At 50.0% G+C, this 13,288-nt stretch carries 14 protein-coding genes and 1 other annotated feature; of the genes, 7 read left to right on the forward strand and 7 right to left on the reverse strand.

Annotated features, from left to right (window positions below):
- Positions 1–525: 525 nt before the first annotated feature.
- The 3 genes from QP339_RS02725 to rplL all read left to right on the forward strand — a co-directional run bounded on the left by QP339_RS02725 (position 526) and on the right by rplL (position 2,394).
- The gene (locus QP339_RS02725) at positions 526–1,218 is read left to right on the forward strand and encodes a DUF554 domain-containing protein (RefSeq protein ID WP_284910323.1); all 693 of its coding nucleotides are present in this window, start codon (positions 526–528) and stop codon (positions 1,216–1,218) included.
- A 67-nt stretch (positions 1,219–1,285) separates the two neighbouring features.
- Positions 1,286–1,421 (forward strand) — a sequence feature (ribosomal protein L10 leader region).
- 38 nt (positions 1,422–1,459) lie between these two features.
- A complete protein-coding gene (gene rplJ, locus QP339_RS02730; protein WP_067974057.1) occupies positions 1,460–1,969 on the forward strand; it encodes a 50S ribosomal protein L10 in 510 nt (169 codons plus the stop codon).
- A 53-nt stretch (positions 1,970–2,022) separates the two neighbouring features.
- A complete protein-coding gene (gene rplL / locus QP339_RS02735) occupies positions 2,023–2,394 on the forward strand; it encodes a 50S ribosomal protein L7/L12 (RefSeq protein WP_284910324.1) in 372 nt (123 codons plus the stop codon).
- Between the two features lie 439 nt (positions 2,395–2,833).
- On the opposite strand, the gene trpA is transcribed toward rplL, so the two are convergent.
- The 7 genes from trpA to QP339_RS02770 all read right to left on the reverse strand — a co-directional run bounded on the left by trpA (position 2,834) and on the right by QP339_RS02770 (position 9,735).
- Positions 2,834–3,622: a tryptophan synthase subunit alpha gene (gene trpA / locus QP339_RS02740; RefSeq protein ID WP_284910325.1), complete on the reverse strand. Its 789-nt coding sequence runs from the start codon at positions 3,620–3,622 to the stop codon at positions 2,834–2,836.
- Positions 3,612–4,802, reverse strand: a complete 1,191-nt coding sequence (gene trpB, locus QP339_RS02745; protein WP_284910326.1) for a tryptophan synthase subunit beta — start codon at positions 4,800–4,802, stop codon at positions 3,612–3,614. The genes trpA and trpB overlap by 11 nt, the downstream gene beginning before the upstream one ends.
- Before the next feature lie 30 nt (positions 4,803–4,832).
- The gene (locus QP339_RS02750) at positions 4,833–5,459 is read right to left on the reverse strand and encodes a phosphoribosylanthranilate isomerase (protein ID WP_284910327.1); all 627 of its coding nucleotides are present in this window, start codon (positions 5,457–5,459) and stop codon (positions 4,833–4,835) included.
- Positions 5,452–6,249 (reverse strand): indole-3-glycerol phosphate synthase TrpC, encoded by a 798-nt coding sequence (gene trpC / locus QP339_RS02755; RefSeq protein WP_284910328.1) that lies wholly within the window; start codon positions 6,247–6,249, stop codon positions 5,452–5,454. Before trpC ends, QP339_RS02750 begins: the two co-directional genes overlap by 8 nt.
- Positions 6,250–6,259: 10 nt before the next feature.
- Complete coding sequence (gene trpD / locus QP339_RS02760; protein ID WP_284910329.1) at positions 6,260–7,285, reverse strand: anthranilate phosphoribosyltransferase; 1,026 nt, start codon at positions 7,283–7,285, stop codon at positions 6,260–6,262.
- 424 nt (positions 7,286–7,709) lie between these two features.
- The gene (locus QP339_RS02765) at positions 7,710–8,147 is read right to left on the reverse strand and encodes a universal stress protein (protein WP_284910330.1); all 438 of its coding nucleotides are present in this window, start codon (positions 8,145–8,147) and stop codon (positions 7,710–7,712) included.
- A complete protein-coding gene (locus QP339_RS02770) occupies positions 8,140–9,735 on the reverse strand; it encodes an Nramp family divalent metal transporter (RefSeq protein ID WP_284910331.1) in 1,596 nt (531 codons plus the stop codon). Before QP339_RS02770 ends, QP339_RS02765 begins: the two co-directional genes overlap by 8 nt.
- Positions 9,736–9,967: 232 nt before the next feature.
- On the opposite strand from QP339_RS02770, the gene adhP reads away from it, so the two are divergent.
- From adhP to QP339_RS02790, 4 genes are all read left to right on the forward strand, one after another.
- Positions 9,968–10,978: an alcohol dehydrogenase AdhP gene (gene adhP / locus QP339_RS02775; protein WP_070620166.1), complete on the forward strand. Its 1,011-nt coding sequence runs from the start codon at positions 9,968–9,970 to the stop codon at positions 10,976–10,978.
- 219 nt (positions 10,979–11,197) lie between these two features.
- On the forward strand, positions 11,198–11,632 hold the full coding sequence (locus QP339_RS02780) for a hypothetical protein (protein ID WP_070620163.1): 435 nt from the start codon (positions 11,198–11,200) through the stop codon (positions 11,630–11,632).
- A gap of 193 nt (positions 11,633–11,825) precedes the next feature.
- Complete coding sequence (locus tag QP339_RS02785; protein WP_284910332.1) at positions 11,826–12,428, forward strand: class I SAM-dependent methyltransferase; 603 nt, start codon at positions 11,826–11,828, stop codon at positions 12,426–12,428.
- A gap of 12 nt (positions 12,429–12,440) precedes the next feature.
- A complete protein-coding gene (locus QP339_RS02790; RefSeq protein ID WP_284910333.1) occupies positions 12,441–13,211 on the forward strand; it encodes a nitroreductase family protein in 771 nt (256 codons plus the stop codon).
- The last annotated feature ends 77 nt before the right edge of the window (positions 13,212–13,288 follow it).

The following is a 13,288-nucleotide window of genomic DNA, read 5'->3' on the forward strand; positions in this document are numbered from 1 at the left end:
ATCGGCTAAAGCCACTCTTATCCCTTTTGCCTCCAGTCATTCCTTTCTGAACGCCTCTGCTCACACCCTGCCTAGTCAGGTTCGCAGAGGCAGAAAGGAAGTGACTTCAGCAAATGGGAACGATCGGCTAAAGCCACTCTTATCCCTTTTGCCTCCAGTCATTCCTTTCTGAACGCCTCTGCTCACACCCTGCCTAGTCGGGTTCGCAAGAGCAGACTTGAAGTGATTTCAGCTCATCAAAACGTCTGACTGGTGTCAGCCTTTTTGATGAGCCTCCAATCATTCAAGTCTACCCGCTCTTGTTCACACCCTGTAGTCGGGTTCGGTCGCGCAGAAGTGGCTCCTCTTCACAAAGCGCCGCCGAAGACTTGCCGTCTTCTCTGGCTCTTTGCTCCAGAGATCCACTTCTACCCGCGCTCCCTCACAGCCTGATTAAAGTTAAGAATATAATGAGAATAATGGCTTCGGGTTTACCTTCATCTGGAAATAGCGTAAAATAGGTCTATTGAATATTTGGAGGTTATTATGTATAAAGGTGTAATTGTTGAGGCCCTGGTGCTGGTCGTTTTTGCCGTGGTTGGGCACTTTATTGGTGAGCGCCTGCCGGAGCGAGTGCGGAAGGCTTGCATGCAGATGATCGGTGTTGTCGTGCTCTATCTGGGGATTTCCGGGGCCAGTGATTCTAAGAATTTAATTGTCTTATTAATGAGTCTCTTATTAGGGACCATTATCGGTGAGTTTATTAATATTGAAGGAGCCCTAGACCGGGGGAGTAAAGCAATCCAAAACAAGGTGGCTAGTGGGGAAGAAGCATCGCTCTTTGCGGAGGGCTTCGTGACGGCTAGCCTGGTCATCTGTGTGGGGGCGATGACCGTGCTTGGAGCCCTCCAATCTGGTCTGAACGGCGACCACAGCCTGCTCTATACCAAGTCGGTAATTGTTGCGGTGAGTTCGCTTATCTTCGGCTCAACTTACGGGATTGGGGCTGCTTTTGCGGCGCTCTCTGTCTTGGTCTACGAAGGTGGCCTGGTGACCCTAGCTGCCTGGATTGCGCCTTACCTGACGCCAGCTGTGGTGGCAGAGATGTCCGGGGCTGGTTCCATTATCCTGGTTGGCCTGGGTTTGAATATGCTGGAAATTACCGACATCCGGGTAACCAATCAGATCCCAGCAATTTTTATGCCCATCCTCCTGCTGCCTCTTTACAATCTCTTCTAAATTTAGCTGAAAAATCTCAAAATAATCCTTGCTTTTTTAATTTAGGCATGCTATTATGCAATAGTTGAAAATAATTCAATACTTACCGAAGACAGTTAGTGGCCTAAGCCTTAATTTCTAACCGAGGGAGATCGAGATTCACCGCATCAGGTGTTAGATAGTTCTCTATGTCTTCAGTGACATGGAGTTTTTTTATTGCCTGGCAATAGAAACTCTGATTAATCTTATGGAGGTGAAATAATTGAGCGAACAAGCAATTGCTAAGAAACAAGAAGAAGTTAATGTATTGGTTGACCGTATTAAAAATGCAAAATCAATCATCGTTGTTGACTACTTAGGTTTAACTGTTCAAGAAGCAACTGAATTGCGTAGCCAATTACGTGCAGAAAATGTATCATTCAAAGTTATCAAAAATACGATGATGCGTCGTGCCTTAGACACTTTAGGTGTTGAATACCACGAAGAAGTCTTCCAAGGCCCTACTGCCGTAGCATTTGGTGAAGAAGACGCAGTTGCACCTGCACGTATCTTGAAGAACTTCTCTAAAGAAGCAGAAGCTTTAGAATTAAAAGGCGGCGTCATCGAAGGCAAGACCTTAACTAAAGAAGAAATCAGCAAGATTGCTTCCCTACCAGGTCGCGAAGGTTTACTTTCAATGCTCTTATCTGTATTGCAAGCACCTGTCCGCAACGTGGCATATGCAGTCAAAGCTGTACAAGACCAAAAAGCAGAAGAAGAAGGCGCAGCTTAATTATTTGGCTGCCTAGATCCAAACAAATCATTTAAAAAACGGAGGAATAAAAAATGGCTTTAAACATTGAACAAATCATTGCTGATTTAAAAGAATCATCAATCTTAGAATTAGCAGACTTAGTATCTGCTATTGAAGAAGAATTCGGCGTTTCTGCTGCTGCTCCTGTAGCTGCTGCAGGTGCTGGTGCTGACGCAGGCGCTGCTGAAGAAAAAACTGACTTCGACGTTGAATTAACAGACGCAGGCGCTGCTAAGATCAAAGTTATCAAAGCAGTTCGTGAAGCAACTGGTCTTGGCTTGAAAGAAGCTAAAGAATTAGTTGACGGCGCTCCAGCTGTTGTTAAAGAAGCTCTTCCTAAAGAAGAAGCAGAAGCCCTTAAAGCAGCTATCGAAGAAGCTGGCGGTTCAGCAGAACTTAAATAATCTACTTCGGATCAATGAAGGAGGCTGGGACAAAAGTTCCAGCCTCTTTTTTTTAATTACGAAGATTTTTCAAAAATAGCTTCCAGTGGTTCAGGCCTGATCGACTTTTGTCACACTCTCAAAGATGTCCTACACACAAATAGAGACTCTGAGTGTGTGTTGGTAAAGGGCAGCCCACAATTGAGCCCGCCAAGTGTGTGTTGGCAAAGGGGAGCCCACAATTGAGCCCGCCAAGTGTGTGTTAGCAAAGGGGAGCCCACACTTGAGCCCGCCGAGTGTGTGTTGGCAAAAGTTAGCCCACAATTGAAGCCTCCAAGTGTGTATAGCTAGCACTTCATAAATCTTGTACGACAAGTCAAAAACAAAAAACACTGCTCCTGCTGCTTAGGAACCTTCTAGAGGGTCAGCGGCAGGAGCAGTGTTTTTGTGTTATTTTGATTTAGGCTTGAATGGCTTGGACGATTTCTTTGGCGTAGGCTTCGACGACTGGGGCACTCTCTGTGCCGTGCTTGGCGATGAGTTTGACAATGGCAGAGCCGATGATGGCGCCGTCTGATGCCTGGGACATGTCGCGGGCCTGGTCAGGCGTTGCAATCCCAAAACCGACTGCCACAGGAATATCTGTCGTTTGGCGAATGCTCTTGACGATGCTTGGGATATCAGTTTGGATGTTTTGGCGGACACCAGTTACTCCTAGGCTAGAGACGAGGTAGAGGAAGCCTTCTGCTTCGCCAGCGATGGTTTGGATCCGTTCCTTACTGGAAGGGGCAACCATGGAGATCAGGGTGATGCCGTGCTGATCACAGGCAGCCTGGAAAAGCCCTTTTTCTTCATAGGGAGCGTCAGGGATAATGATGCCGTCGATGCCTGCGTCAGCTGCTTTCTCCATGAAGCGGTCGGTGCCGTAAGCGTAGATAGGATTAGCATAGGTCATGAAGACGAGTGGGGTGTCGTGCTTTTGGCGGATGCGGCGCACGAGGTCGAAGATTTGGTCGAGTTTGACTTCCTTAGATAGGGCGCGTTCGTCGGCGGCTTGGATGGTTTCTCCTTCAGCGACAGGATCAGAGAAGGGGATTCCTAATTCAACGAGACTAGCGCCAGCAGCGATGAGGCTATCAACTACAGCTTCGCTAGTAGCCAGATCAGGGTCGCCGCAGGTAATGAAGGGGATAAAGGCCCTGGTTTCAAAGGCGGCTTGGATGCGTTGGGTACTTGGCTTAGTCGTCATAAATTTCTACTCCTTTATAGCGGGCGATGGCGGCCACATCTTTGTCACCGCGACCGGATAGGGTGATCATTACACTCTGGTTCTTATCTAGTGTGGGGATAACTTTGAGGGCGTAGGCGATGGCATGGGCGCTCTCGATGGCAGGGATAATCCCTTCAAGCCGGGAGAGGTATTCGAAGGCAGCAACTGCTTCGTCATCGGTAGCAGGGACATAGTTCACCCGGCCGGTATCGTGGAAGTGGGCATGTTCAGGGCCAATGCCTGGGTAGTCGAGGCCGGCAGAGATGGAATAGACGGGGGCAATTTGCCCGTCTTCATCCTGGCAGAAGTAGGACTTCATGCCATGGAAGATACCTTCCTTGCCGGTGGCGATCGTCGCTGCAGTTCGTTCGGTGTGGATGCCCTTACCAGCTGCTTCAACACCGTAGAGTTGGACCTCTTCGTCATTAAGAAATTCGTAGAAGGAACCGATGGCATTGGACCCACCGCCGACACAGGCGAAGACCATGTCGGGTAACTTACCAGTTTGGTCGAGGAATTGTTGGCGGGCTTCCCGGCTGATCACGCGTTGGAACTCGCGGACGATGGTTGGGAAGGGGTGGGGGCCCATGGTTGAACCGATACAGTAGTGGGAATTTTCGAAGTTGGCGCTCCAGTCCTTGAGCGCCTCGTTAACGGCATCCTTCAGGGTCTGGGTCCCGCTTTCAACGGCAATGACCTTACTGCCCAGAAGTTCCATCCGGTAGACGTTGAGGGCCTGGCGCTCGGTATCTTCTTTACCCATATAGACCACGCATTCCATGTCAAGCAGGGCAGCGGCTGTTGCGGTGGCCACCCCGTGCTGGCCGGCTCCTGTTTCAGCAATCAAGCGGGTCTTCCCCATGGCTTTAGCGAGCAGGGCTTGGCCGAGGGCGTTGTTGATCTTGTGGGCGCCGGTGTGGTTGAGGTCTTCGCGTTTCAAGTAAACCTTGGCCCCGCCTAGGTCTTTAGTCAAGCGGTCGGCATAGTAGAGGAGGGAAGGGCGGCCGGCATATTCTTTGAGCAGGCGCTGGTAGTTGTCGAGGAAGTCCTGGTCGTGGATGAAGTGGTCGAAGGCTTCTTCAAGCTCTAGGCAGGCGTTCATGAGGGTTTCTGGGACAAAATAGCCCCCGTGTTTACCAAAATAACTCTCTTTTGTCATCGTATAATTCCTTTCATTCATGGCTGAGTCTTATGAGATAGAGCGGACAATCTGACAAATCGCTTTGGCCTTGTCGTAGTCCTTGTGATCGTCTGCACCTTCAATGCCTGAGGAGATATCGACGACCTCAGGCTGGGTCGTTCGGATGGCTTCTGCTAGATTGCTAGCATTGAGCCCACCCGCGAGGAAGAAGGCTTTGGCCCGGTGCTTGTCTGGGCGGGCACTGATCAGGTCCCAGTTGAAGGCCTGGCCGCTGCCGCCACGGACATGCTTGTTATAGGCATCATAGAGGTAGGCATCGCAAGCTAGGTCGACTTGGAAGGAATCCTTATTCTTAATGGCCAGAGCTTTGATAATGGGCGCCTGGCATAGCTGGCGCAGCTTGTCAATATAGGCCCGGTCTTCGTCGCCGTGGAGCTGGACAACTTGGATAATGCCGGCGTCGACATAAGCTTGGATGGTCTCTGGTTCTTCATTGACGAAGACGCCGACACAGGGAATATTTGGGTCCAGGGCTTGGCGGAGCTCTTGGGCGGTCGCTTGGTCAATCCGGCGCTTGCTTTCGGCTAGGATGAAGCCAACATAGTCCGGCTTGAGCTCATTGCAGATGGCGACATCGTCTAAAGTTTTGAGGCCGCAGAATTTGAGTTTAGTCATGGAAATCACCTCGCAGTTGGGAGAGGACCTGGCCCTTATTTTCAGCCCGCATCAAAGTTTCGCCAATAAGTAGGGCATTCACCTTGCCGGCTTCTAAGCGGGCAACTTGGTCACGCTGGGAAACGCCGCTCTCAGCAACAAAAACAATCTCTTCAGGGACGTGCTGGCGGAGGCGCTGGGTATTGTCTAGGTCCACGGTGAAGGTTTTTAAGTCGCGGTTATTGACCCCGATGATCCGTGCCCCGATGGCCTTGGCCCGCTCGATTTCTTCTAGGTCGTGGCATTCGACCAGGGCGTCTAGGTTTAAGTCATGGGCCAGTTTTTGGAAGTGGGCCAGGTCCTCGTCATTCAGGATGGAGACGATCAGAAGGACGGCATTGGCGCCCAAGAGCTTGGCCTCATAGATTTGATAGGCAGAGAAGATAAAGTCCTTGCGCAGGAGGGGTAGGCTAGTGGCTTGGCGGACAGCTTGGAAATCTTGGTCGGATCCTTGGAAGAAGTCGGGTTCGGTTAAGATGGAGATGGCTGAGGCCCCAGCCGCTTGGTAGGTCTGGGCAATGTCAGCAGGCTGGTAGTCTGCCTGGATCAGGCCTTTTGAAGGGCTAGCCTTCTTGCATTCACAGATAAAGTGAAAGCGGTCCTTTTGGCTGAGGCTATTATAGAAGGGAAAGGGCGCTTCTTGGTTGAGGTCGATAGCCTGGCAGGCGGCTTCTAATTCAGCTAGGGGCTTTTGGGCCATTCGCTCCTGGTAGCGGATTTTGCGCTTTTGGACAATGTCGTCGAGTATCATAGGAACCTCCTTAAACGGTTTGGCTGGCTTGGATAACTTCTTCTAATTTCTTAGCAGCAGCTCCAGATTGGATGAGCAGGCGGGCTTCTTCAATACCGTCCCCTAGGCTATAGCCGTCTTTAACGAGGGCGATGGCCAGTCCGGCATTGAGAAGCACGGTATCGGACTTGGCATCTTGGCGCGTGCCTTGGAGGATTTCGCGGGTAATTTGCGCATTCTCGGCGGGTTCGCCACCGACCAAGTCTTCTAGCTGGCAGTAGTCAAAGCCGTAGTCCTTGGGGTCGAAGACGAAGTAGTTGATCTCGCCATCGCGCAGGGTGGCGACGTGACTGGTGGTGAGGGTGATTTCATCCAAGCCGTCGTCACCGGAGAAGACCATGGCCCGTTTAAGGCCGAGTTTCTTCAGGACTTGGATCAAGGGTTCGATCAGAGCGGAGTCGTAGACGCCCAGCATTTGATAGTTGCAGTTGGCCGGATTAGCCAGTGGGCCGAGGATGTTGAAGACGGTGCGGATCCCCATTTGCCGGCGAGGGCCTGCCACATAGCGCATGGCGGGGTGGTATTTCTGGCTAAAGAGGAAGGTCATGCCTGTCTTTTCTAGGACCTCCTCAGCTTCGTCAGCGGAAAGGTCCAGCTGGATGCCTAATTGTTCCATACAGTCGGCGCTCCCTGACTTACTGGAGGCGCTGCGATTGCCGTGCTTGGTCACGGGGATGCCTGCTGCGGCAATGACGAAGGATGAGGTGGTTGAGATATTGAAGGTATTGGCGCCGTCCCCCCCAGTGCCCACAATGTCTAGGGAATCTGTTGGGTGTTCGACTTGGGTTGCGAAAGCCCGCATGACATCAGCGAAGGCAGAAATTTCATCGATCGATTCGCCCTTGAGCCGGAGCGCGGTCAGTAAGGTTGCGATTTCCACGTCACTTACCTCACCACCCATGATGGCTTTCATGATATCTTCGGATAATTGATAATCGAGGTTATTGCCGGCAACAACTTCTTTAATGGCTGTTTTCACTTTTGTTGCTGTTGTCATGGTTGTTTCCTCCTATTTTTAAAAAGTATAAATAAATTAAATTAGGCTAAATAAAAAGACTCCTGTCCCTTACAAGGGACAAGAGTCTGAAGAATCAGTTTCCTGCGGTACCACCCAAATTGGTATTTGCCTACGCAAAAATACCCACTTTGCTCACGTACTAACATACGTGCTTGGAGCTAACGGTTCAAGCTTCCGTAACTTACTAATAGCCGAGGCGTTGTAAGTTCCTTTAATGAGTCCATTCCTTCTTTTAATGCCGCGTTCTCAATCAATAACGACTCCCTGTCCGTTAAAAAGAAGTACTACTCTCATAGAATTTTAATCTTTATTAGGATTTGTTAATATAATAACGGGTCATTTGACCAAAGTCAAGGGGGAAAGTGAAAAAATCACCCTTGATCGGAAAAGGAGATGGCCCGGACTAGCGGTAGACCAGGACAGGGATAGGGGCGTGCTTGACCAAATAAGTCGCATGGCTGCCAAAGTAATCGCTGAGTTGGGCATCGCCATGGCTGCCGATGATGAACAGGTCGGCTTGGCTGGTTGGGAGGAGGTCTTTGATAATAACCTTAGCGGGGTCGCCGCCCTCAGCAACTAAGCACTGGATCTCTGGGAGGCCTGCTGCTTCTGCCTGGGCCCGGTAGCCAGCCACCTGGTCCAAAAAGGCTTGACGTTTGCCCTGGACTTCCTTGGGGTCGAGGGCTTCATATACATTGAGTTGGCCGGCTTCGAAGACTGAAGCAATACTGAGTGGACAGCCTTTGTCCCGGGCCAGGTTGATGGCATAGTGGAAGGCTTTTTGGGCTTCCTTGGACCCGTCCACTGCGACGAGGATACGGTCAAAGGTCATCTTATTCATGATTGGTCATCCTTTCATGACTAGCAGGCAATAAACTTTGGTGTTTGGCTTGGAGGCGTTTTTCTCCTTGGTAGATGCCGATAATGGTCCAGGTAAGCAAGGAGAGGACAAGGACAATGACGAGGTAAGCGACTTGGTGGGACCAGGAGATGGCTGTGGCGCTGGCTTGGTCACCTAGGAAGGCTTCGAATTGTTGGGGCAGGCCGATTAAGTTGAGATAGGTCAAGCTCACAACGGACAGCCAGCCTAGCCCGCTGATAATTAGGGAATTTTTAAAGCGTCCCTTCATCTCCAGCTTATTGTTAGTCATCATGAGCAAGGGGACGATGGAGAAGGGGAGGGCGAAGGCTAAAAAGACTTGGGAATTATTCATGAGATTATTCAAGGCAGTGTGCTCTTCAACCGTGGACTGGCCCTGGGTCACCCAGACACAGATAATCACCGGAATCACAGAGAGCAAGCGGGTGATTAAACGACGGGCCCAGATTGGCATCCGCATATGGATAAAGCCTTCCATGATAACTTGGCCAGTGAGAGTCCCAGTGATGGTTGAATTCTGTCCAGAGGCTAAGAGGGCCAGGGCAAAGAGGGTCGAGAGGAGGCCCGTCCGCGCAACAGCCGCCAGGGGTCCCGTTGCCATAGCGTCCGGTTGGGAGAGGGCCTGGTAAAGGCCGAAGAAGGAGGGGTCAGTGACCGTGCCAGTCTTAAAGACTGCAACCCCCATGATGAGGAGTAAGGCATTGACAAAGAAAGCCAGGGTTAATTGGATATTGGAGTCCCAAGTGGTGAAACGGATCGCCGATTGGATGGCTTGGGGTTTTTGGTGGTCAATCTGCCGGGTTTGGGAGACAGCAGAGTGGAGGTAGAGGTTATGGGGCATCACGGTAGCCCCGATGATTCCAAGGGCGCCGGTTAAGGGCGTCTGGCCGCCAATTTCAGGTTCTCTGGCGAAACTTTTACCAGTTGGGATGAAGCCTTCCAAGAGCGCCGCCCAGTCAGGTTTAGAGAGGGCGACTTGGTAGACGAAGATAAATAAGATCACAAAGATTAAGCAGACGACCAAGGCTTCGATCTTACGGAAGCCGACCTTGCTGAGGAGTAAGAGCAGGAGGACGTCGAAGACCGTGATCAGGACAGCTAGGAACATGGGGATATGAAAGAGGAGGTAGAGGGCGATGGCTGCCCCGATGACTTCTGCCACATCGGTTGCCATAATCGCAAGTTCCGTGATGATCCAGAGAATGAAGCCTAAAGGGCGGGAGGTTCGGGCGCGGATGGCTTGGGCCAAGTCCATCTGGGTGACGATGCCGAGCTTGGCTGCCATGTACTGGAGGAGCATGGCGATCAGACTGGACATGAGGATAACCGACATGAGCAAGTAGCTGAAGTTTTGCCCGCCGGTAATGGAAGTCGACCAGTTGCCTGGGTCCATATAACCCACAGCGACTAAGGCACCGGGGCCGGAATAGGCGAGTAGGGTGCGCCAGAAGCCCTTGCCTTGGGGAACGCTGATACTGCCGTTGATCTCTTCTAGGGAAGGGCCATTGGCATGCTCGAATAAATGATGGTTGGGACTTTCTTTTGACAAAGCGAACACCACTTTCTATACTAAATGATTTTGCATTCATATATATCATACGCTTATCTTTAAGCGATGCAAGAAGTTATTTTTAGGGATACCGAATTAAATGCGAAAAAATTAGGGACTATGCAAATGTGGTCATCGGAATAAAGTTTCATTCATCAATTGAACAGAAAATGTTCACTCATTCACAAGATTTGCTTATAATTGGCTTAAGCAATTAAAGGAGGAAGAAAGTATGAAAGCAATTGTTGCAACCGAAGACCATAAAGCTAAAGTTGTTGATAAAGAGCTCAGACCTCTAGAATATGGGGAAGCCCTGCTCGATATGGAGTGTTGCGGGGTTTGCCATACCGACTTACATGTGAAGAATGCTGATTTCGGCGATGTTTCGGGTGTCGTCCTAGGCCATGAAGGAATTGGCGTCGTGAAGGAAGTTGGCCCAGGAGTCACTTCCTTAAAGGTAGGCGACCGGGCGAGTGTGGCTTGGTTCTTCGAAGGCTGCGGGCACTGTGAATACTGCATCTCCGGTCGAGAAACCCTTTGCCGCCAGGTGAAGAATGCTGGCTATACGGCTGATGGGGGCATGGCCCAAGAATGTATCGTCACAGCTGACTATGCGGTTAAAGTACCAGAAGGCTTAGGTTCAGCGGAGGCCTCTTCGATTACCTGTGCTGGGGTGACAACCTATAAGGCCCTCAAAGAATCTCAAGTTCGTGCGGGGCAATGGCTGGTCCTCTTTGGTTTGGGCGGTCTCGGCAACCTAGCCCTCCAATACGCCAAGAATGTCTTCAATATGAAGGTCGCGGCGGTTGACATTAACCCAGGCCAATTAGATTTTGCCAAGCAATTTGGAGCTGATATCTGCTTGAACCCAGAGACAGATGACGTGGCTAAGATCGTCCAAGAAAAAACCGGTGGCGCTCACGGCGCAGTGGTGACAGCCGTTAACAAAGCAGCCTTCGACTCAGCTGTTAATGCGGTCCGGGCTGGGGGAACGGTTGTGGCAGTTGGTTTACCTGTCGACACCATGGACCTCTCCATTCCTCGTTTGGTCTTGGATGGTATCCGGGTCGTTGGTTCCCTAGTCGGTACTCGAGAAGACCTGGCTGAAGCCTTCCAATTCGGCGCAGAAGGCAAGGTTGTTCCCCAAGTTCACATGCGCCCTATGGAAGACATCAACGACATCTTTGACGAAATGGAAAAAGGCCAAATTCGCGGCCGGATGGTCATTGACCTGAAAGATTAAAAGGGGCGACCCTTTAAGAAAATTCCTTTGACTTCTTTAAGAGTGGCTGGAGCTTTGTTTCTAGCCACTTTTTGTGTAAAGAAACTTTCCGAACAATTATTGAAAGCGCTCCTAAAATCTTTTTTCATAAAATATGACTTTATACTCGATTTTTGATCGTTTTTCCTATATACTAATTGTAGTGAAAAAATTCACAAAAATTGAAAAGGTGGTATAGATATGAGAAAGGCAGAAGTATTTAAGTTTCATTTCCGTAACGGTGGCGAGTGGGAAGTTTCAGCTGAACACATCGGAGACTTATGGATCAAACGTGTTTCGAATAGTTTAGGCCGGATCAACGGTGGCGAAATCCTTGAAATTAATCCAGCAGAAAGTCTTAAAGTGGAAATTTTACCAGATGCTGATACTTTCCAATCCGATTCCATTGACCAAGGTGGCCTTGAAACTGGGATGTTTGAAACCATTACTCGTAACCGAGGGATTGAATGGGTAACCTTATCTTGGTCAGACGGTCAAGAGAGCGAAATTTATTTCCCCTTTGAACCTGTTGATGAAGACGGTTTGGAAAATAAATATATGTCTTCTAAAGTTGGAGAAAATGGCCACCTTTACATTGTGATTGACCAAGAGAGAAAAGTTTCAGACATCTATTAATAGAAAATAAAAGCTTGCGATCTGTTAGTCGTCTAAGCTTTTACAAAAGTTTTTACCATAAAGAGCCCGGCTTACTGGGCTCTTTTCTTATGGACAAGTTTTGCTGACGGAGAAGTCAGCCAGAACAGTTTTTTCTTGCTATTTAAACTTATAATTAGTAAGATAAAATTGAAAAAAGTGAAGGAGTTGGCTTATGGCACACCAATATTTTGACGACAATCGTGACTTGGCTCATGATCTCAAGACCTATGAGACGGAGCTTTTTGGGGAGAGCTTTCGTTTTACCACGGATAGTGGAGTCTTTTCGCGAGACCGCTTAGATTTTGGTTCACGCTTGCTATTAGAGACTACCGCTCATTTAGACTTTCCAGAGGGTCCCTTCCTCGACCTAGGTTGTGGCTATGGCCCAGTAGGAACGGTGCTCGGGCGTCTATACCCTGAACGCACCATTCGTATGGTGGATGTGAGTGAACGGGCCCTGGACTTAGCTCAGGAGAATACGGCCCTGAATGGGGTCTCCAATGTTGCCATCAGCCGGTCGTCAGCTTATGACCAGATTACAGACGAGCGCTTTGCGGCGATCTTCACGAATCCCCCTATCCGAGCCGGCAAGCAAGTGGTCCATCAGTTCCTAGAAGGGGCCTATGACCAGCTCTTGCCTGGCGGGCTCTTGCTGGTAGTGATCCAGAAGAAGCAAGGAGCTCCTAGCGCCCGGAAGAAGATGGAAGAAGTCTTTGGTCAAGTGGAAGAAATTGAACGCAAGAAAGGATATTGGATTCTTTCGAGTCAGAAGTAAGGAGTGACGGTAATGTGTGCAGCAAATGAATGGCTAGATAAGCAGTTGGACCACCGGACGATTCGCGAGTTCAAGGATCAAGCGGTGCCTGAAGAGATTGTTGACCAATTGGCGGAAGTGGCTATGCGGACAGCAACGAGTGAGGGGATGCAGATGGCTTCAATTATTCGGGTGAAGGATCCGGACAAGCGCCATGCCATCGCTGAAGTGGGCAAGCAAGAATATATTGCCCGGGCTCCTGAACTCTGGATCTTTCTCGTAGACACCTACCGCAACCAACAGATTGCGGAGCAGGAAGGCCGTGAGAACCTAGCTGCCCATCAGTTGGAACGTTTCCTCCAAGGCTATAGTGATGCGGTATTGATGGCCCAAAATGTGAATAATGCGGTGGAATCCTTGGGCATGGGAGCTGTTTTCCTCGGTAGCATCCAGAATAATATGGGACAAATGATTGATATTTTAGATCTGCCACCGCTAACCGCTCCAGTCCTAGGCCTGGCCTTCGGGGAACCTAACCAGAGCCCTCAATTGAAGCCTAGGATGCCTAAGACTCTGCGCTTCTTTGAGGATACTTACCACTTGCCTGAGGACGCGGAAAGCCTCTTGGAAGATTACGACCAAGAGATGACGACTTATTATGACCTGCGCGATGCCAATCGACGGGTCGACAGTTTCTTTAAACAAGTGGGCGACAAGATGGAAAACCGCCGGCCCCGGCGTGAAGCCTTGATCGATGACCTGCGCAAGCAAGGTTTTAACCTGACCCGCGACCGGGAAGAATAAGCTTCCGGTATCATGCGAATAAAAAACGTCCAGCTTATCTCATGGAGGCCGTGCAAGAAGGGGCCTCCGTGAGGGCT

This window comes from Aerococcus sp. UMB7834 (genome assembly GCF_030215145.1).
Taxonomy (GTDB): domain Bacteria; phylum Bacillota; class Bacilli; order Lactobacillales; family Aerococcaceae; genus Aerococcus.